The organism is Candidimonas sp. SYP-B2681 (genome assembly GCF_003971065.1).
Classification (GTDB): domain Bacteria; phylum Pseudomonadota; class Gammaproteobacteria; order Burkholderiales; family Burkholderiaceae_B; genus Pollutimonas.
The window spans coordinates 354743-375234 of record NZ_RYDV01000001.1; the positions used below are offsets into that span (position 1 = coordinate 354743).

The window sequence follows — 20492 nt, forward strand, 5'->3', positions numbered from 1 at the left end:
AGGAGCGCGGTCACATTGAATGACGGCCCTGGATGCTGAACGACACGTTGTGTGCGGTGCCAGCATCTCGCGGATGAAGGCGGTCGTTTGTGGTCCTTTATGGTTGACATGTACTATCCTCGGGTCGGTACTTAACACTATCTAGAAGGTTTGAATCATGGATGATCGTCTGGCCAAGCTTGTGCCGGAACTGCTTGTTACCGATCTATCAGCCAGCCTAAATTTCTGGGTCCGGATCTGCCGCTTCTCCATTCTGTATAGCCGCGAGGAAGACGGGTTTGTTTATCTAGACTTGGCCGGAGCCCAGGTGATGCTTGTGGAGAAGCGTGGAGATAGGTATTGGATAACGGGGCCACTAAGTCAGCCGCTTGGCAGGGGAGTCAATTTCGAGATTAAAGTTTCCTCACTAGATCCGTTTGTTTCAGGCCTTACGAGTGCTAGATGGCCCCTGTTCCGGGAACCCGAAGAGGAGTGGTATCGCAGCAATGATGTCGAAATTGGTGTGCGACAGTTTCTCGTCCAGGATCCAGACGGTTATCTGATTCGTTTCTCTGCGCGGATCGGCGAGCGGCAATACTCAGACTGAGCTACGTCGCGTACGCGGTAGGGTGGGTGCGGTGAGAACCTGCCGAGCGGCACGGCGCGCATCATTCATCGCAGTTAGAGCCCCGGGTATGCCGGGGATTGCCCCAAGCGCGGCCACTGCATCCGGCGCGCTCGGCTGTGCGTTTGGTACCCTACTTTAATGGACGTTTCATGCGAACTTTGGATCAGATCGCATCTGTACTACGCAAGCAACTAAGGTATCGGCGGATTATGTTCCGTAAAGCATCAAGTCGCCAAATGCAGCCTTTATGCTTTATTTCCCAACGTCCGGATGCACATATTCAATAAGTGCAGCCATGGGGCACAATGGGAACACGCGGATGCATTCAATCGCCTGATGCTGGCTTTCCTGGCAGATTGTGGTATGCGGCCAAGCTAAGGCTGTGGGATCCACAAAACGCTCCGACGAGTGCCATGTAGTCTGAGTCACCTTTCTGATCGAACCTAGATTCTTACGCAACTAGGAGTGCCCTCTGCGGTCTAACCTCACTATTCTGGGTTTGACTTCGAATTTGGGGAGAACAGCATGAGTATCGCCACCAAGCCAATTGACTCCTTTACAGACCTGATGACGGCCCTTGCGCAATGCGGGCCATGCAACCTGCAACTACAGACCTCACTCCTGAGTCCTTATTCGATTACCCTGCCGCCGGGCTTTTCGCTCACGGGCAAGGACAAAGACAGTTGCATCTTGAGTTTTGGCCACGGAGATGGCATCGGATTGACTGCCGATAACCGAGTTGAGAGCCTGACGGTCATGACCACTCCGGCAGCCCGCGCCATTTACGCGCAGACGGGCCTCTCCGACATGGGCGACATCACCCTCAGCGATCTGGACATTACCGGGCAGGTGTCCTTCATCATCCGGGGCGGCACCAGCAAGCTGAATCTGGCCGTAGACAAGCTCCATATTGCGGCGTGTGATTGCCGTCACTACAGCGAGCAGCCGCAGAAGTATGGTGTCAATGTCTACCAGGGCGCTCTGACCGTCTACAACTTCAACGGCGACCCAAACTCGGCTATTCATGCTTCCCTGACCAATATCACGGCGGGAAGCCGGAATGCCCCGGTCATCGGCTCGGGGATCTTCGTGAGCGGGTTCAGCGATAACGGCGGGTGGGTTCAGCTCGACAAGCTCACCACTGGCGCGGTCTATTCGAACGGCATGCTGCCATACGGTACGGCCGACATCATCACCGCCGGCATATTCATCGTCTACGGCGTTAAAGCGAAGCTGGTGGAGCACTTCGGAGAAATTGTCACTTACGGCGTAAACGACATGGTTCTGGACACCTGGGGTACGGTGGAGCATTGGCTCGTACATGCGCCGGTCGTCTCTTATGGCCCTAGCGGGATTGGATTCGTGAACTTCGGGACGGTGGAGAACTTTCTGGCGGAGAAGGAAGTCGTCACACATGGTCTGGGAGCGCGGGGATTCAATCAGTACGACGGCACTGTCCGGAGCATCCGCTTCTCTTCCATCGAAACCTTTGGCAATGGCTCCGTCGGCATTCAGGTAAGCAAGCCGGTCGGCACGATCGTGGTTGATAAAGGCATCACCACCCATGGTTCGGTAGGTAACACCTTGGTCAAGGGTGTCAACATGCTGCTTCCGGCCCAAGCCTTCAGCGTCAAGCCGGGCGGAGTGGTCGATAAACTGGTGGTGGGCGGCGACCTGACAACGCATGGTGCCAATGTCACTACTTTTGCAGTAGAAGGTGGAAAGGTCAACGCAGTGGACATCAAGGGGCAGGTTCTGGCTCGCGGACAAGGGTCCAATGCCGTACTGGTCAATAACAAGGGTTCCACGCCCTTGACTAACGTGCGAGCCAGAGCAGAGGCGGGCAAGAACTTGGTCGTTGCTGACGGAGAGGTTACCGACCGCACAGGCTTATCCGCTTAAAGTGGCGATTTCTCAGTAGCTAGGTTCGGGATGGCACGGTTGAGCCGCTCCCAACACCTTCACCACCCGAGCTAGTGCGGTCTCGGTGCTGGCGCGCATGTCCATCGGCTCGACTGCCAGCCAGAGTTGTTCGATACGAATCATCGGCGGTTCCAACCTCATTCCTATGCTGTTCATGTCGACGCGTAGGCCAAAAATTTTATTAATCGTCTCATACTCTATTGATTTAATAAGAAAAATGTTTTTTGGCCTTTTAACGCTTCACTTCTCGCCGTTTAGCCCTTTTATGTTTTATCAGCTTCTGGCGTCAGGCTCGTTTTGCTCGGGGCAGGTGAGTTTTTTGGCACATCGGAGGCCGGCTTACGCCTTATTTGTCGCCACTTTATGTTTAACGGCACAAAGAATTTTCAGTGCGATTTTTCTCATGATCCAAAGCTGCTGTAAAGATCGAACCCTACGGTAAACCCGTGGTGGTCCGCTGTGTTGATAAGGAATAAAACGGGCGTAGCCAGCTTTAGATTGGCTTGTTCGGAAGCCGCGCTGCAATGGCAGCGATGAGTTGGCGGGCGGCATCTATCTTTGGAAGTGCCGGCAGGCTTCTATGCCCCGCATCGTCGAACAAGACCAGTTCAGTACTGTCGGCGTTCATGGCGTGTTGGGCCAAGTTTCCGACCAGCAATGGCACACCTTTGCGTTTGCGCTTGGCTTCGGCATATTCCAGCAGATTTTCCGTTTCAGCCGCGAAACCTACGCACCACGGCCCCGCAGGCATTCGCGCTACTTCGGCCAGAATATCCGGGTTGGGGGCGAATTCGAGTTGTGGTGCGCCGGCCGATGGGGTTTTTTTCAGCTTACTGTCGCTTGCATTAACCACCCTCCAGTCGGCAACTGCCGCCACCGAAACAAACACGTCGGCATTCGCTATTTCAGCCATTACCGCAGCATGCATATCGGCGGCACTCTCAACGTTCACCCGGGTTACGCCGTACGGAGTGGGCAGGGCAGTAGCGCCAGAAATCAGCAGGACGTGTGCCCCTGCTTCGCGGGCTGCTTGCGCAACGGCATACCCCATTTTTCCGGACGAACGATTAGTGATGACTCGTACCGGATCGATTTTTTCCGAGGTAGGGCCTGCGGTGATGATAATGCGTTTACCGGACAGCACTTTGGGCTGGAAGAAGGCAATGAGCTCGGCAAGCAATTCGTGTGGCTCCAGCATGCGGCCGCTGCCCACTTCGCCGCAAGCCTGATCTCCTTCGGCAGGACCGAGCAGGCTTGCGCCGTCTGCCTGAAGCTGTGCTGCGTTACGCTGTGTTGCCGGATGCAGCCACATCTCGCGGTTCATAGCGGGAGCGATCAGCAAAGGGCAGTTGCCCTTGGCTACGCACAGTGTAGAAAGCAAATCGTCAGCCAAGCCGTGGGCCAATTTCGCCATGAAATCGGTGCTGGCCGGGGCGACCAGAATGGCGTCCGCCCCGCGGGTAAGATTGATATGCGCCATATTATTGGGCATACGGTTATCCCATGTATCCAGAAATACCGGCCGACCGGAGAGCGCTTGCATTGTCACAGGCGTAATAAAGCGGGTTGCGGCTTCGGTCATGACGATGTCCAGCACGGCCCCTTCGTCCTGAGCGCGGCGCACGAGCTCAGCGATTTTGTAGCAGGCGATACCCCCGGTAAGCCCCAGGACAATACGTTTTTGTGCAAGTTCTAGCATGGATGAATTGGCTCTAGGTGGTCCCGTTTCTTGGTCGCCGCTCGTTTGCCAGCTTACGAGCGGAAAAGGCATTGCGCGTTATGCAAACCACTTCTATTTTTTGATATACGAAAAGTAGAAATAAGGTCAGATGGATTTTTCGGGTTTGCGCCTGTCACGACGTAAACGCAGCAGTTCGTCTAACACTAGCAGAATAGCGCCACACGTTATGGCAATATCCGCCACATTGAACGCTGGAAAATACCAACTATTCCAATAAAACAGCAAAAAATCAATCACATGTCCGTGTTGTATGCGGTCGATAACATTACCGATGGCACCGCCAAGTATGCACATCAGAGAAGCACAAAACAGCGTCTGAGTCGGGCTGCGGCGCAACAGGTGAATGATCAGCCCAGTGGCGCCAAGAGCAACGGCGGTGAAGAACCAGCGCTGCCAGCCCTCACCGTCTGCCAGAAAACTGAAGGCGGCACCCGGGTTGTATAACAACGTAAAGTCGAAAAATGGCAGTACAGGCCAGCGCTGGCCGTACTGCAACTGGGTATCGAAATAGATTTTGCTAAGCTGATCCAGAACGATGATGACGAACGCGCCCAGGATCCAACCCCAAAAACGAAAGGCGGGCCGGGCCTGAGCGGGTACGGCGGTCTCTGACTTATGCATGCTGGCGCTGTTCGCCTTTGCCGAAAAGATTATCCACACAACGTCCGCAAATGGCTGGATGTTGCGTGTCTATGCCGACGTCCTCTCGATGATGCCAACAGCGATCACATTTTTGGTGAGTCGTAGGGCTGACTTCGATGCGCAGAGCGCCTTCGGCTTTGTGCAGTGTGGCACGTGACACGATCAGGACAAAGCGCAGATCGTCTTCCAGCGTCGCCAGTAGCCTGTGGTCTTCCCTGTTGGCGTACACGTCAAGCTCAGCCGCCAGTGAAGAGCCGATCTCGCCAGCGGTACGAAGCTCTTCTATCTTGCGCATAACCTCTGCACGAATCTCTCGCACTCGGTCCCATTTTTCGCGCAGCAAATCAGCATCGACCTGGTCTGGCAGAGCGTGGAACAGCTCGGTGAAAATGCTGGGCACTTCGCGGCCGATATGCAAGTCTTTCCAGGCTTCTTCGGCGGTGAACGATACGATAGGCGCCAGGAGCTTGATCAGCGCATGCGTAATATGATGGATCGCAGTTTGTGCGGAGCGGCGCGCCACGCTGTCTTTGCCCGCCGTGTATAGGCGGTCTTTCAGCACATCCAGGTAGAAGGCGCCAAGATCCTCGGAACAAAAGATTTGCAGGCGCGACACGATGGGATGGAATTCATAGCGTTTGTAATTCGCCAGAGTTTCGGCTTGCATGGCGGCAGTCATCGCCATGGCATAGCGATCGATCTCGAACATATGCTCCAGTTCAACGGCATCGCTGGCCGGATTGAAGTCTTGCAGATTACCCAGGAGAAATTTCAGCGTATTGCGGATGCGCCGGTAGCCTTCAACGACTCGCTTAAGAATTTCATCCGAAATGGACAGTTCGCCCGAGTAGTCGGTGGCGGCGGTCCACAAGCGCAGGATTTCCGCGCCGAGCGAATCGGATACTTTTTGCGGGGCCATGACGTTGCCAACGGATTTGCTCATTTTGCGGCCTTGGCCATCCACCACAAAGCCGTGTGTCAACAAGGCTTTGTAGGGCGGGCGGCCGTAAAGCATGCAACTGGTCAGAAGGGACGAGTGGAACCAGCCGCGATGCTGGTCTGATCCTTCAAGGTACAAGTCGGCCGGCCATGCGAGGTCGTCGGAGTGTGAGCCTTTTGCCGTGTGGTCCTGGCCACCCAGCACAGTGACGTGCGTTGTACCCGAATCGAACCAGACGTCCAGCGTGTCACGATTTTTTTCGTATTGGTCGGCCTCGTCGCCTAACAATTCCGCAATATCCAACGACTGCCATGCCTCAATACCGTGCTGTTCAATGCGCAAGGCGATCTGTTCCATCAGTTCGACGGTGCGTGGATGAAGTTCGCCGGTTTCCTTATGCACAAAGAAGGCCATGGGTACACCCCATTGGCGTTGGCGGGACAAGGTCCAGTCGGGGCGGTTGGCTATCATCGCATGCAGGCGAGCACGTCCCCAGGCCGGGTAGAAGTCGGTTTTATCTATGCCTTCGAGCGCCGTTTCACGCAGCGTTCGGCCGGTTTCAGGCTGGCGGTCCATTCCGGCGAACCATTGGCTGGTCGCGCGGTAAATCACGGGCGTCTTGTGACGCCAGCAATGCATGTAACTATGCACGTGTTGCTCAGTGTGCAGCAGGCTGCCAACATTATTCAGGGCCTCGACGATAAGCGGGTTGGCCTTCCAGATAACTAATCCGCCGAAAAGGGGCAAGCTCTCGACGTAATGGCCGTCTCCCATGACGGGATTTATGATCTGGTCGTCGGTGAGTCCGTGCGCTTTGCACGAGTTAAAGTCCTCAATGCCGTAGGCGGGCGAGGAGTGCACGACGCCTGTGCCGGTGTCGAGCGTGACGTAATCGCCCAGATAGACCGGAGACATGCGCTGGTAGCCTTCGTGTGCATCGTAGAGCGGGTGCTTGAATTCCAGATTTGTAAGGGCGTCGCCCTTGGCGGTGGCGATGATTTTGCCGCTAAGCTTCCAGTGAGCCAGGCACGATTCCACCAGATCCTTGGCCAATAACAACACTGAACCTGTGCTGCGTGGTTGGTCCAGCCTGACCAATGCATAGTCGATATCGGGATGGACATTCAAGGCCTGGTTGGCGGGCAGAGTCCAGGGAGTCGTGGTCCAGATGACGATGGCACCGTCGTCGACCTTAGGAAGGCCAAAAGCGTGCGCCAATTTTTCCTTGTCGCCAAACCTGAACGCCACATGTACCGAGGGATCTTTGCGATCTGCATATTCGACTTCTGCTTCGGCCAAGGCGGAGCCGCAGTCGAAACACCAGTTCACTGGCTTGAGACCACGAAATACATAACCTTTCTCAAGAATGCGGGCAAGGGCGCGCAACTCGTCGGCCTCATTGCTGAAGTTCATCGTCAGGTAAGGATTTTCCCAATCGGCCAATACGCCAAGCCGCTTAAAATCTTTGCGTTGGCGGTCGATCTGCTCGTGAGCATAGGCCCGCGCCTTGGACTGAACCTCGGCGATAGGCAGATGCTTGCCGTATTTTTTCTCGATCTGAATTTCGATCGGCATGCCGTGGCAATCCCAGCCCGGTACATACACCGCGTCATAGCCGGCCATGGCGCGGCTCTTGACGATAATATCCTTAAGCACCTTGTTGACTGCATGGCCAATATGAATATCGCCGTTGGCATACGGAGGGCCATCATGGAGTATGAATTTTGGGCGGCCTTTGCTGGCCTCGCGTATGGCCGCGTATACCTTTTTTTCTTCCCATTCGGCAATCCAGCCTGGTTCACGTTTGGCAAGGTCTCCTCGCATTGGAAAAGGAGTTTCGGGCAGGTTTAAGGTGTTTCTATAGTCCATGGAGGGCGAAATAGTCGCGAGCGCTTTGTACATCGTTGTCGATGGCAGCGATCATTGTGGGAAGGTCGGGAAATTTTTCTTCTTCCCGCAGATATTCTAGAAATTCAATACATGTGAGTTTACCGTATGCGTTCAGCGCGCAGTTCAGCAGGTGAACTTCCAGCATCAGGCGGCCGCCGTGCGAAATGGTTGGCCTCACGCCCAGGCTGGCAACACCCTTGACCGGGTCGGGGCTTAGGCCGTGGGCTCGCACGACATAAACACCTGAGCGGGCCGCGCACTGCAGCGGTACACGCACGTTGAGCGTGGGATAACCGATCGTGCGCCCCAGTTTCTGACCATGAATCACATGACCACTGATACGGTAACCATGACCCAGCAAATGCTCGGCGCGGCTGAGGTTACCTACGGCCAATGCGGTGCGGACCTCGGAACTTGAAATACGGTGACCGTGCTCATCGGCAACGTCGGCAATGGTTTCAACGTCGAAGCCGTATTGTCGCCCGGCACGCCGCAGAAGTTCAATGTCGCCGCTGCGCTTATGGCCGTAGCGGAAATCCTCTCCCACCAGCAGCCAACGAGTGTTCAGGCCGCGTACCAGCAATTGTTCGATAAAGTCTTCCGCTGACATGTCGGCCAGCGATTGATTGAAGCGCTTGAGCACTACCTGGCTAACCTGATGCTTCCTTAGTGCCTGGACCTTGTCGCGCAGGCTGCTGATCTGGGTCGGGATCAGTTCCGGCCGTTGGCCGCGGCGCGCAAAGTAGGCACGGGGATGGGGGTCAAAGGTCATGACGGTGGTCGCCAGGCCGCGTTCCAAGGCGGTTTTATGCACGCGCGCCAAGATAGCCTGATGCCCGCGATGGACACCGTCAAAGTTGCCAATAGTCACTGCGCTGGGGCATTGAGTATCAAAGCGGGGAAGGGTGCGATAAATTCGTAGAGATGCTTTCACATCCGGGAGTTTACAATTTTGCGTCGACTTACTCAGGAATTAATGTGTTGTGTGCTTCTACTAGCTCTGCTTGCCGCCTTGTCGTGTTGATTTCCGGCCGCGGTTCGAATATGCAGGCGATTGTGAATATGGTGCGTGGTCAGGCGCTACCGGTTGAAATTTGTGCCGTCGTGGCGAACAAGGTCGATGCTGCCGGCCTTGAATGGGCACAATCCCAAGGCATAGAAACGAAATCTGTCGCGCACCGCGACTTTTCGTCCAGGGAGGCGTTCGACGAAGCACTCGCTGCAGCGATCGACGCCTATCAGCCCGACTACGTGTTGCTTGCAGGCTTCATGCGCGTCTTGACACCCGGCTTTGTAGAGCATTTCAATGGGAAACTGATTAATATCCATCCTTCGCTGCTTCCGGCTTTCCCGGGGTTACATACGCACCAGCAGGCATTGGCGATGGGCGTGCAGTGGCATGGTTGCACGGTGCACTTCGTGACGCCGGTGCTGGATCATGGGCCCATCATCGCCCAGGGCGTGGTGCCTGTGCTCTTCGGCGATACACCCAGCACATTAGCAGAGCGCGTATTGCAGGTAGAACATCGCTTGTACGCGGACGTGGTACGCTGGCTGGCCGAAGGCCGCGTTTCGCTGGACACCATGCAACGCGTGCAGGTACATGGCATTGCCAGCCGCTCCTTCGTTCTGACGTCTACGGGCGTCGAGCCATCACAAAGGTAAACATGAATAGTACAGACAAGCCTCGTCGCACTCCGGGCAAGAGACCCGAGTTTGGCAGGCAGCAACACGAACGGGGCGGTGCCCGTTCCGGACACCACGATCGTCGCAGTCCCGCCACCAGTCGCGATCATGGCGCTGCAACAGGCCAGACTGAAGGCAACACCTATGTAAGGCCGCCCTATGTAATGGCGGCAGTTCGCATCGACCAGGTGCGCACCGTGTTAGGCGAGATACTGCAGTGGAAATTTCCTGCCGATGCCGTGTTGTCACGTTGGCTGCGGGCCAATCCGAAGCTCGGTGGCCGCGATCGGGGTGAAGTTGCCGAAGCGGTGTTCGATGTACTGCGTCATCTGCGACGCTATCGTCAGTTTGCCGAGAGTGGCAGCGGTCCGGCTGCGCGCCGTTTAGCCATACTGGGTTTGGCGTCTGTCTTTGATAAATCGGTACTTGATGCCGCGCTGTCAGAAACCGAACAACACTGGCTCGAACATGTCCAGCGTATCGATATAAACAGTTTGGCACGCGCGGTGCGTGACAGCCTGCCCGACTGGCTCGACGAACGCATGGCCAAACTCGACGATCCAGATGCGCTGATACAAGCGTTGAACACAGCAGCTCCGCTCGACCTGCGTGTCAACCCCTTGAAGGCAGATCGGGACGAGATGCTTGCGCTCCTGCGCACTGGCGCCGGCTTGCGCTACGATCCCCAACCTACGCCGTATTCGCCCTGGGGCATACGCATGCAGGGTCGGCCGCCAATAAATCGATGGCCAATGTTCGAGAAGGGCGAAATCGAAGTGCAGGACGAGGGCAGCCAGATACTGGTCGCGCTGGTCGGCCCTAAACGCGGCGAGATGGTGATTGATTATTGCGCCGGAGCAGGTGGAAAAACGCTATTGCTCGGAGCCTTGATGCGTTCCACCGGCCGTCTGTATGCCTTCGATGTATCGGCAGCGCGGCTGGCCCGGGCCAAGCCGCGTTTCGCCCGTAGCGGTTTGTCGAATATTGTGCCCGTCGTGATCAATCCCGATAACGATCAACGCGTGAAGCGCTTACGAGGCAAGGCCCACCGCGTACTGGTCGATGCGCCGTGCAGCGGGCTGGGCACCTTACGGCGTAATCCCGACCTGAAATGGCGCCAGCATCCCGAGTCGCTTCAAGAGCTGTGCGAAATGCAAGCCAGCATTCTGCGCCAAGCCGCTAAATGTGTTGCGCCGGGCGGACGTCTTGTGTATGCAACGTGCAGCGTTCTGCCGGAGGAAAACGAAGACCAGATTTCGGCGTTTTTAGCGGATAATCCAGACTTTACGCTGCTCGATGCCAGCAAGATCGTCGTAGATCGTTGTAAAAATCTGACACTTGACGGCCCTTATCTCAGTATGCGGCCTGATCGGCATGGCACAGATGGCTTTTTTGCCGCAGCAATGGAGCGCAGTAAAGCCACCGCGCCCGATAAGCCAGTAAAGCCAGCTAGAAAAGAGTCCGTTGACGCTGAGCAAACGGCAGATATAGCCGATAACGCCACTGAAATGGGGCAATCGCCGATAGACACCGGGGACGCTCCAGCTGACTGATCGTTAAATTTAGCTGCGCTACCACCCCCGGGGACCGAGCCCTGGGGTGCTGATATTTAAGGTAGGACCACTCGGGAAAGGGCGGTAACGCCTTGTTTATACTTGGTTTGCCTCTAAACTAAATTGAAATTTAGCTGTCATATGAAGTCCAAGTCGGCTACACTTTTCAAGTCTTAACATGAGGCCTTAATTAGGTTTATGGACCATATACTCACTTTCTTATCAGGCGGTTTCCTGCAGCTTTCGTGGTGGCAGGTCGTACTGGTAACGCTTGTTATCACCCACATTACTATTGTGGGCGTCACGGTGTTTCTACACCGTAGCCAAACTCACCGCGGTCTGGATCTCCATCCCGCCGTAATGCATTTCTTTCGTTTCTGGTTGTGGCTTACCACTGGTATGGTCACGAAAGAATGGGTTGCCATACACCGCAAGCACCACGCCCACGTTGAGCGCGAAGGCGATCCCCACTCGCCAATGGTATTCGGTATTGGCAAGGTGTTTTTTCGCGGCGCCGAACTTTATCGCCAGGAAGCAAATATCCCCGACACGCTCAAGCGTTTCGGTCATGGCACGCCCGACGACTGGATCGAACGCAATCTTTACACGCGCCATAGCTTGATGGGCATCCTTATTATGCTGGGTATAGACTTGGCATTATTTGGCGTGCTTGGCCTTACCGTATGGGCAGTGCAGATGGCTTGGATACCTTTCTGGGCTGCCGGTGTGGTCAACGGCCTTGGCCACTTCGTAGGCTATCGTAACTACGCCAGTCCTGATACCAGCACGAATGTATTTCCGTGGGGCATCATCATCGGTGGTGAAGAGCTTCATAACAACCACCATGCTTACGGTACGTCGGCGAAGTTTTCGGCCAAATGGTACGAATTCGATATTGGCTGGGGCTATATCAAGATCCTGAGCTTTTTCCGGCTGGCTACGGTTCGCCGCGTTGCGCCGAAGCTTAAACTTGAAGCGCCAAAAAGCGCCGTTGACGCTAGCACTTTGCAGGGCGTTATTACGCACCGCTATGAAATTCTGAATCGCTACACCGACATGCTCAAGAAAGCCGCCAGCGATGAGCTTGCCAAGCTGAAACCCAGTCGCAAGGCCGACAGTGCCGACTGCCGGTGGGCCTTGCTCAGCAACTGCAAAGACTGGTTAACCCGCAGTCATGACTCCCTCGAGCCCGCCCAGCGTGCTCAGCTGGAAACCGTCCTGGCCGAAAACCAGTCGTTATCCACCTTGGTCCAGATGCGGCTCGAACTGACTCGTTTGTGGGAAAGCTCCAGCGCAAGCAGCGAACAACTGCTGGCCGATTTGCAGGCATGGTGCCAGCGGGCCCAACAAAGCGGCATTGAAGGTCTTGAGCAGTTTGCCAACCGGTTGCGCCGCTACGCGGCATGATCACCAGTCTAAATCCTGAACAGCAAGCTGCAGTAACGCTACCTCCGCAACACGCACTGGTGCTCGCCGGTGCGGGTAGTGGCAAGACTCGAGTCCTTACTACACGCATGGCCTGGCTGATTCAAACCGGCCAGGCCAGTCCATTTGGACTGCTTGCAGTCACCTTCACCAATAAGTCGGCGCGCGAGATGCTCACGCGCTTGTCGGCGTTGCTGCCCATCAACACCCGCGGAATGTGGGTGGGGACATTCCACGGTCTATGTAATCGTTTGCTGCGCGCTCATCATCGCGACGCCGGCTTGATTCAGACCTTCCAAATATTGGATAGCGCCGATCAACTGGCTGCCATCAAACGCCTTATTAAGGGCGCCGGCATTGACGACGAAAAATTTCCGCCCCGAGACGTACAGCGTTTCATCAATGGCGCCAAGGAAGACGGCCAGCGTCCGCAAGATGTCGTGGTCAGTGATCCGCATCGCCGCCGATTGGTCGAAATCTATCAGCTATACCAGGACCAGTGTGAGCGTGAGGGGGTTGTCGACTTCGCTGAATTATTGCTGCGCGCCTACGAGCTGCTGCAGCGTAATGCGCCCGTTCGCGAGCATTATCAACGCCGCTTCCAGCATATTCTCGTCGATGAGTTTCAGGATACCAACACGCTGCAATATCGATGGCTGACCCTGCTCGCAGGGGGCGGCGCATCTATGTTTGCGGTTGGGGATGACGATCAGTCAATTTATGCTTTTCGCGGCGCCAACGTCGGAAATATGGCGGACTTTGAACGCGACTATGCACGAGGCAACGTAATCCGACTCGAGCAAAACTATCGCTCTTACGGTCACATACTGGATGCCGCCAACGCCTTGATTGCCTGCAATACCGAGCGGTTAGGCAAGAACCTATGGACCGAACAAGGCGAAGGCGAGCCAATACGAGTCGTGGAACAGGCGTCAGATTTGCTGGAGGCACGATGGATCGTTGACGAGATCAAGGCACTGATCAACGATGGCCGCATGCGTCATGAAATTGCTGTGCTATATCGTAGCAATGCCCAGTCACGAATTATCGAGCACGCCCTATTTTCCGCCGGTGTTGCGTACAAGGTGTACGGCGGCTTGCGTTTTTTTGAACGTCAGGAAGTCAAACACGCCTTAGCTTACCTGCGCCTGATGGACAATCCGCACGACGATACGTCCTGGCTACGGGTGGTCAACTTCCCGGTACGGGGTATCGGAGCTCGAACGCTCGAACAATTAGCCGATACGGCGCGCCAGTACGGCATCAGCCTGTTTCGGGCGGTGCCTTACATGACGGGAAAAGGCGGCACGAATCTGGCTCGCTTTGCCGAACTCATTCAGCAAATGGCTCACGAGGCGCAGGTATTGTCCTTACCCGAATTGATTGAGCACGTGGTGCATCAAAGCGGTCTGTTAGCACACTATCAAAATGACCGCGAGGGAGCCGACCGCCTCGAGAACCTCCATGAACTCGTCAACGCCGCTGCCGCTTTTGTGGCAGAAGAAAACTTCGAAGGTTTGCCAGCTGGCCGGATTGCTGACGATCGTGATGTCGGAGCCGGCGCAAGTGCCACCCTGGATACCGATACATCTGCAAGTATCGGCCCGATTGATAGTGGCAATACTGATCTATCAGACGAAGCCTTCCCGATTGCAACTACCGTCATGTCGCCCCTGGCGGCTTTCCTGACCCATGCTTCGCTCGAAGCCGGCGACAACCAGGCCCAGGCTGGGCAGGATGCCGTGCAACTTATGACCGTGCATGCTGCCAAGGGCTTGGAGTTCGATTCGGTTTTCATTACGGGCGTCGAAGAGGGATTGTTTCCGCACGAAAACAGTTTGCTTGAAGCTTCCGGTGTGGAAGAAGAGCGGCGACTCATGTATGTGGCCATAACTCGTGCCCGCGAACGCTTATATTTAACGCTTGCGCAAAGCCGTATGCTGCACGGTCAAACCCGTTACGCCATGCGTTCCCGGTTTCTCGAGGAAATCCCCGAGCAGCATCTGAAGTGGCTAACGCCACGTGAAGCACGTCAGGCGATTCGCGAGAACAGCTGGAGCGGTGCTTTCCGGCGAGGTGATTCGTACAACCGTCCAGATGGCGGCAGCACACCGCCAAAAATGCCTCGCAGCCTTTCGACGGGCGTTACGGTGGGCGAGCTACACTTTCGCATCGGCTCCGGCGTGCGGCACGCAAAATTCGGCGAAGGCACGGTGATTGGCCTGAGCGGTATGGGGCAGGATGCCCAGGCCCAGATACAGTTTCGCGATGCCGGAACCAAGACATTGGCTTTAGGCGTAGCCAAACTGGAAATTATCGCCGGCTGATAAGCGTGGTGCCACGACGCTTTTTGCTTCGTGGCACCCCTAAACTTTTGCCAAACCATAACTTTCAAGAAAGTTAATGGTTACTCCTTCATTCTTTGTCCTATACTCGAAAATCAGGTGCTTATCCTTTGTGGATGTTGCATCAGCGGCCAAGCATGCCAACAATGCGGTCGACATAAAAAAACGGGCGGGCCGTCCATCGGCAGACCCTAAAAAGAATTCGAGACATAAGGAGGGCATACATGACCTGGGACTTGCTGCCGCTGGCTTTAGTGGATGGCGTCGCTTATGCCAGTCTTTTATTCCTGGTCTCCATGGGATTGACGCTGGTTTTTGGCGTCATGGGGATTCTGAATGTGGCTCATGGCGCGTTTTACGCCTTTGGAGGCTACGCGGCATCCAGCTTGGTCATGTTTGTCGCGCCCCGGACAGATTCGGCTTTCTTGCTGTTAGCCTCGTTGTTCGTCAGTGCGATTGCCGTCGGCCTGATCCTGGGAAGTATCATGGAATTTGTCCTGATCCGCCGCGCCCAAGGCTACGACCCCATACTGAAACTGCTCATTACGTTCGGCGGATTTCTGATGCTGGAAGATATCCAGCGCCTGATCTGGGGTGCGCAGCCATATAGCGCCAGCGAGGTCGTCAGCCGCCTGGGAAATATTGAGCTCGGCGACATTACCTACACGACCTATCAGCTTGTCATTGTGCCGGTTACGGCTTTACTTGCGTACGGCTTGCTGGAATATTTCCTTCACCATACCAAGCTGGGCAAGCAGACCGTCGCCACTACCCATAACCGAGAAGTCGCCACTTCCTTGGGTATCAACGTCAAGAAAATCAGTCTGGTCACTTTCGTCATCGCCACGATTCTCGGGGTGCTTGGCGGCGCCCTCGCTTCGCCCACGACCTCGCTGGTTCCCGGAGCAGGAACCGACATGATCGTTTTATCGTTTGCAGTGGTTGCCACGGCGGGGCTCGGCCAAATTACGGGTGCTCTTATCGCTGCCCTAATGATAGGCATCATGCGGTCGATTGCCGTCTATGCGGCTCCCGAACTTGAAGTCGCCGTGCCGTACATCATTATGGTCCTGGTTTTGATCATTCGGCCTCACGGTTTATTCACAGTGGCACAAGCGAGAACCATTTAATGAAGGTATATGCGTTAAGTCTGTTGTCTGCCATTATCGCGCTGGTCGTTGGCATCAACGCCGCCTGGACCATCACTCCTATCGTTATCGGACTGACCTACGCGATTGCGGCTCTCGGCGTCTCGGTCATGGTACGTGCCGGACAGGTTTCGTTCGGCCATGCCATGTTTGCTTGTATCTCGGCGTACACCGTTGCGTTTATCGCGCGTGCTTATCCCGGCACGGATGCCTTGTTGTTGATGGTTGCCGGCGTTGCGGCAAGTTTTGTGGCGGCGGCCATCATTGGTTTGTTTGTTGTGCGTTATCGCGGCATTTTTTTCGGAATGTTGAACCTTGCCCTTAGCATGGTGCTGTTTGCCTTGCTTGGCAAACTTTACCACCTGACCGGCGGCACAGATGGCATACGTATTGTTCGACCGACCATCGCCGGCATCGTGCTCGAGCGCGAGGCGTTCGAGCTATGGCTGCTGGTAATGACTTTAGTCTTGTCTCTTTTCCTGGCTTGGTGGGTGCAGCGCTATTTTCGCTCGGGTAGCGGGCAGGCGCTGTCGGCCATCAAAACAAACGAAACCCGCCTGGAATATTTGGGCTTTTCAGCGTACTTCATCATGTGGAAGGGCTATTTGCTTTCTGCTGTGGTGGTGGGGTTTTCGGGTGTGATTCTCGCCTTGATGCAAGGCTTGGTCACGCCTGAAATCGGCGCCTGGCTGCGATCCGGCGAGTTTATTTTCATCACCATCCTTGGCGGAGCTGGACATGCGGCCGGCGCCTTTATGGGCGCAGTCGGGTTTGAGTCCGTCAAGTTGATGTCGGCCGCCTATTTTCCGGGTTTGTGGCAGTTCATTCTTGGCTTTACTTTGGTGGTTGTTATTTTCATGTTTCCCACAGGATTTGTTGGGCAGATCATGAAGCGTGTACGTGCGCAGAACGAGCTCAAGGGCTGATGCAATGGAACCACTAATCAAGACTTCGAACCTGTGCTTGGCCTTTGGTGGCGTGATTGCTGCCGACAATATCAATTTCGAGTTGCACGCGGGCGAACGTCTGGCCGTGATCGGGCAGAATGGCGCGGGCAAGACAACCTTTATTAATATCTGTACGGGATACCTGGCACCTTCCCAGGGCAAGGTCTATTTCGATGGCAAGGACGTCACGGCGATGACTCCCCGGAAGATAGTGCGCCTTGGATTAGGCCGGTCTTTTCAGCTGCCACAATTATTTTCCGAACACAGTGTCCGTGAGTGCATACAGATAGCCGCAGCACGCCGCAATAAAGAGCTGAGCTGGTTCCGGTCGCTCGAAAGTACAGTCGATGCCCGTGAAGTCGACGAGACGCTCGCGCTTGTCGGCCTATCCAGCGAAGCCAATGAGCTGTCGTTCGAGCTGCCTGAAGGCAAGCGCAAGTTGCTGGACGTAGCAATGGCGCTGGCTTTACGTCCAAAATTGCTGATTATGGACGAGCCCACCAGCGGCGTGGCGTCGGAAGACAAACATAGCTTGATGGAAACTGTGATGCATGCACTTGATGAGCGCAAGGTTACAAGCTGGTTCGTCGAGCACGACGTGGATATCGTAGCCCGCTATGCGACCCGGGTCGCTGCGTGGATCGCGGGCAAGGTGGCAGCCGACGGCACACCTGCCGAAGTCTTGAACAATCCGCAAATCAAAAGCGAAGTGCTAGGGACCTGAGTCATGCTAGAGCTATCCAATGTCAATGTGGACCTGGCGGGCCACCGAATTTTGCGAGACGTCAGTGCCAAGTTTGAAAAGGGCCGCACCATTGGGATCGTGGGCCGCAATGGCGCCGGTAAAACCACATTGCTGCGCTCCATCATGGGGTTGATCAAGGTCCGGTCTGGCCAGATTTTTTTTGACGAAATTGAATTAAGTCATTTGCCCGGACACCAAAGAGCGGCACTGAACGTTGGGTATGCGCCAGAAGACCGAGTCATTTTCCCGACCATGTCAGTGCAGGAAAACCTGACCTTGCCGTGCGAGGTGCAGGGCCAGTCCAAAGCCCAGATTAAAGCGCGCATCGATACCGTTTTGAATGTCGTCCCCCAGATCGAACCCATGCTGGCTCGATCCGGGTCCGCTCTGTCGGGAGGGCAGGGCAAAATGGTCGCTCTAGGGCGCGCCGTGATGGTGGGCACGCGACTGTTGATGCTGGATGAACCCTTTCAGGGTCTCGCGCCCAAACTGGCTCGCGAATATACCGAAGCGCTTGGAAGACTGAAAGACATGCAACCTGACATCTGCATCGTCATTACCGAATCGAATATTAAATTGCTGGGCAACATCCCCGACCAAATCTGGACGATCGAACGGGGTTCCATCGCCTTGAACTGAATGCTTAAAGATACGACACGGAGACACCTTTATGACACAAATGATTATCAACGGTAAGCAGGTCGATGCAGTAAACAAGGCAACACTGGACGTCTGGTCGCCTACCGACGGGACGGTATTTACGACGATTCCCCGCGGGCAAGAAGCCGATGTCGACCTTGCCGTTACTGCGGCGCGTCAGGCGCTTAACGGCGCCTGGGGTAAGTTGACAGCCATGGACCGCGGGCGGCTCCTGACTCGTTTAAGCGAAAGTATTCTGGAACACAAAGAAGAATTGGCGCAGCTCGAGTCCAAAGACACTGGGAAACCGCTCTCGACATCGCGCGTTGACATTACCGTGCTGGCACGTTATTTCGAGTTTTACGGCGGCGCAGCCGACAAGGTCCATGGTGAAACCATTCCGTTTCAAACGGACTATGCGGTGCAAGTGATTCGTGAACCCTTAGGCGTCACGGCGCACATCATTCCATGGAATTACCCTGCCCAAATGTTTGGACGCAGTGTGGCGCCCGCTCTGGCAATGGGTAACGCCAGTGTCGTCAAGCCCGCCGAAGATGCATGCCTGTCTATCGTTCGCGTCGCTGAATTGGCACTTGAAGTCGGTTTCCCACCGGGCGCCTTGAATGTCGTCACCGGACTGGGCGAAGAAGCCGGCGCAAGCCTGTCGAAGCATCACGATATCAATTTCGTGACGTTTACGGGTTCGAACGAAGTAGGTGTCCTGATTCAGCAAGCCGCGGCGCTCAATGCCGTGAAGTGTGTGCTGGAATTGGGCGGGAAGTCTGCGCACATTGTTTTTAATGACGCCAATTTCAAGCTTGCGATCCCCGCTATCGTCAAAGGAATCGTCCATAACACCGGGCAAACATGCACGGCAGGAAGCCGTTTGCTGGTGCAAGAAGACATTTATTCCGATTTTGTTTCCGAGCTGGCCCTAGAGTTTTCGAAGGTACGCGCCGGTACGCCAGAAATGGACTTGACTTGCGGTCCGGTCGTCAATAAGGCGCAATTCGATCGCGTCAATCGATACATTAAGAAAGGCTTGGCTGATGGGCTGAAAGTCGTGGCCGAAGGAAGCATCGCAGATGGCGTGCCCAAGGGCGGCTACTTTGTGAAGCCAACGCTCTTCAGTTCCCCCAACCACGATAGCGATTTACTTACTCAGGAAATTTTTGGGCCGGTTCTTGTTGCATTGCCATTCAAAGATGAAGCCGATGCAATCCGTCTTTCCAATGCGACCGATTATGGACTGCTAGGCGCCGTATGGACAGAAAATGGCGGCCGTCAACAGCGCGTTGCCAGGGGCATGAAATGTGGCCAAGTCTACATTAACGGCTTTGGTGCCGGAGGCGGGGTTGAGCTTCCCTTCGGTGGGGTAAAGAAAAGCGGTCATGGCCGTGAAAAGGGCTTTGTTGCCCTCGAGGAAATGAGCACGACAAAAACCATCGTCCAGTATTACGGTGAATAATCAATAAGCATTTGGAGGCAGGCATGGGGCAATTGAAAGATAAGGTCGCAATCGTTACGGGTGCAGGCAGTGGTTTCGGCGAAGGGATCGCAAAACTGTTTGCGAAAGAGGGTGCTAAAGTCGTTATTGCCGACATCAATAAAAAAGCCGCCGATCGCGTTGCCAGCGAAATTGGCAGTGTTGCGCTGGCATTGGAAATCGATGTTTCGAACCGGGAAGACGTCAATAGTCTGATCAAATCGTGCCAGGCCGAATTCGGTTCGGTTGACATCGTCGTCAACAACGCTGCCATCACCCATAAGAATCAGCCCATGCTCGATGTCGACGAAGCGATGTTTGACCGCATGTTCGATGTCAACGTGAAGTCAATCTATTACATGACGCAAGCCGTCGTGCCGGTGATGCGGGCGCAGGGTAAGGGCGTGATTCTGAATATTGGTTCGACCGCCGGAATTCGTCCGCGGCCGGGTTTAAGTTGGTATAACGCGACGAAAGGCGCCGTCAACATACTGTCAAAGTCCATGGCGGTGGAACTTGGACCCGACAATATTCGTGTTAACGCAATTTGTCCTGTCATGGGTATCACTGGAATGTTCGAGCTTTTTATGGGCCTGCCTGACACCCCTGAAAATCGCGCCAAGTTTGTCTCTACTATTCCCCTGGGTCGCTTCTGCATGCCGTCTGATGTGGCTGCGGCAGCGTTGTTTCTTGCAAGCGACGCGGCCGAGTTCATCACCGGTGTCGAGTTCCCGGTGGATGGTGGCCGTACCGTTTAACCCTATTCCTTTGGATG

At 55.2% G+C, this 20492-nt stretch carries 17 protein-coding genes; 12 read left to right on the forward strand and 5 right to left on the reverse strand.

Going from position 1 to position 20492, the window contains the following annotated elements; all coding sequences use genetic code 11:
* Positions 1-157: 157 nt before the first annotated feature.
* Both EKL30_RS01775 and EKL30_RS01780 read left to right on the forward strand, forming a co-directional pair.
* Entirely contained in the window at positions 158-586 is a 429-nt protein-coding gene (locus EKL30_RS01775) for a VOC family protein (protein ID WP_126705467.1), read from the forward strand.
* A 546-nt stretch (positions 587-1132) separates the two neighbouring features.
* Positions 1133-2509: a hypothetical protein gene (locus EKL30_RS01780; protein ID WP_199748453.1), complete on the forward strand. Its 1377-nt coding sequence runs from the start codon at positions 1133-1135 to the stop codon at positions 2507-2509.
* 12 nt (positions 2510-2521) lie between these two features.
* Here the strand turns inward: EKL30_RS01780 and EKL30_RS19285 are convergent, their stop codons facing one another.
* From EKL30_RS19285 to EKL30_RS01800, 5 genes are all read right to left on the reverse strand, one after another.
* Positions 2522-2653, reverse strand: coding sequence for a transposase (locus tag EKL30_RS19285; protein ID WP_148105825.1), 132 nt, complete (start codon positions 2651-2653; stop codon positions 2522-2524).
* Positions 2654-3023: 370 nt separating this feature from the next.
* Positions 3024-4229, reverse strand: a complete 1206-nt coding sequence (gene coaBC, locus EKL30_RS01785; protein ID WP_126705468.1) for a bifunctional phosphopantothenoylcysteine decarboxylase/phosphopantothenate--cysteine ligase CoaBC — start codon at positions 4227-4229, stop codon at positions 3024-3026.
* Between the two features lie 126 nt (positions 4230-4355).
* Entirely contained in the window at positions 4356-4892 is a 537-nt protein-coding gene (gene lspA / locus EKL30_RS01790) for a signal peptidase II (protein ID WP_126705469.1), read from the reverse strand.
* Positions 4885-7722 carry an isoleucine--tRNA ligase gene (ileS, locus tag EKL30_RS01795; protein ID WP_126705470.1) on the reverse strand — a complete coding sequence of 946 codons (2838 nt, stop codon included), beginning with the start codon at positions 7720-7722 and terminating at the stop codon, positions 4885-4887. Before ileS ends, lspA begins: the two co-directional genes overlap by 8 nt.
* Positions 7712-8677: a bifunctional riboflavin kinase/FAD synthetase gene (locus tag EKL30_RS01800; protein WP_126705471.1), complete on the reverse strand. Its 966-nt coding sequence runs from the start codon at positions 8675-8677 to the stop codon at positions 7712-7714. Before EKL30_RS01800 ends, ileS begins: the two co-directional genes overlap by 11 nt.
* A gap of 47 nt (positions 8678-8724) precedes the next feature.
* Here EKL30_RS01800 and purN point away from each other — a divergent pair, with 47 nt between their 5' ends.
* The 10 genes from purN to EKL30_RS01850 all read left to right on the forward strand — a co-directional run bounded on the left by purN (position 8725) and on the right by EKL30_RS01850 (position 20475).
* Positions 8725-9408 carry a phosphoribosylglycinamide formyltransferase gene (purN, locus tag EKL30_RS01805; protein ID WP_255414658.1) on the forward strand — a complete coding sequence of 228 codons (684 nt, stop codon included), beginning with the start codon at positions 8725-8727 and terminating at the stop codon, positions 9406-9408.
* A gap of 218 nt (positions 9409-9626) precedes the next feature.
* Positions 9627-10982: an RsmB/NOP family class I SAM-dependent RNA methyltransferase gene (locus EKL30_RS01810; protein WP_126705988.1), complete on the forward strand. Its 1356-nt coding sequence runs from the start codon at positions 9627-9629 to the stop codon at positions 10980-10982.
* A gap of 198 nt (positions 10983-11180) precedes the next feature.
* Positions 11181-12389 (forward strand): fatty acid desaturase, encoded by a 1209-nt coding sequence (locus EKL30_RS01815; RefSeq protein ID WP_126705473.1) that lies wholly within the window; start codon positions 11181-11183, stop codon positions 12387-12389.
* Positions 12386-14734, forward strand: a complete 2349-nt coding sequence (locus EKL30_RS01820) for a UvrD-helicase domain-containing protein (RefSeq protein ID WP_126705474.1) — start codon at positions 12386-12388, stop codon at positions 14732-14734. Before EKL30_RS01815 ends, EKL30_RS01820 begins: the two co-directional genes overlap by 4 nt.
* 242 nt (positions 14735-14976) lie before the next feature.
* Complete coding sequence (locus EKL30_RS01825; RefSeq protein WP_126705475.1) at positions 14977-15882, forward strand: branched-chain amino acid ABC transporter permease; 906 nt, start codon at positions 14977-14979, stop codon at positions 15880-15882.
* On the forward strand, positions 15882-16826 hold the full coding sequence (locus tag EKL30_RS01830) for a branched-chain amino acid ABC transporter permease (protein ID WP_126705476.1): 945 nt from the start codon (positions 15882-15884) through the stop codon (positions 16824-16826). Before EKL30_RS01825 ends, EKL30_RS01830 begins: the two co-directional genes overlap by 1 nt.
* Positions 16827-16830: 4 nt before the next feature.
* Positions 16831-17571: an ABC transporter ATP-binding protein gene (locus tag EKL30_RS01835; protein WP_126705477.1), complete on the forward strand. Its 741-nt coding sequence runs from the start codon at positions 16831-16833 to the stop codon at positions 17569-17571.
* Between the two features lie 3 nt (positions 17572-17574).
* Positions 17575-18231 carry an ABC transporter ATP-binding protein gene (locus tag EKL30_RS01840; protein WP_126705478.1) on the forward strand — a complete coding sequence of 219 codons (657 nt, stop codon included), beginning with the start codon at positions 17575-17577 and terminating at the stop codon, positions 18229-18231.
* 31 nt (positions 18232-18262) lie between these two features.
* Positions 18263-19699 carry an aldehyde dehydrogenase family protein gene (locus EKL30_RS01845; RefSeq protein ID WP_126705479.1) on the forward strand — a complete coding sequence of 479 codons (1437 nt, stop codon included), beginning with the start codon at positions 18263-18265 and terminating at the stop codon, positions 19697-19699.
* A 23-nt stretch (positions 19700-19722) separates the two neighbouring features.
* Positions 19723-20475, forward strand: a complete 753-nt coding sequence (locus EKL30_RS01850) for a glucose 1-dehydrogenase (protein WP_126705480.1) — start codon at positions 19723-19725, stop codon at positions 20473-20475.
* Positions 20476-20492: the final 17 nt, after the last annotated feature.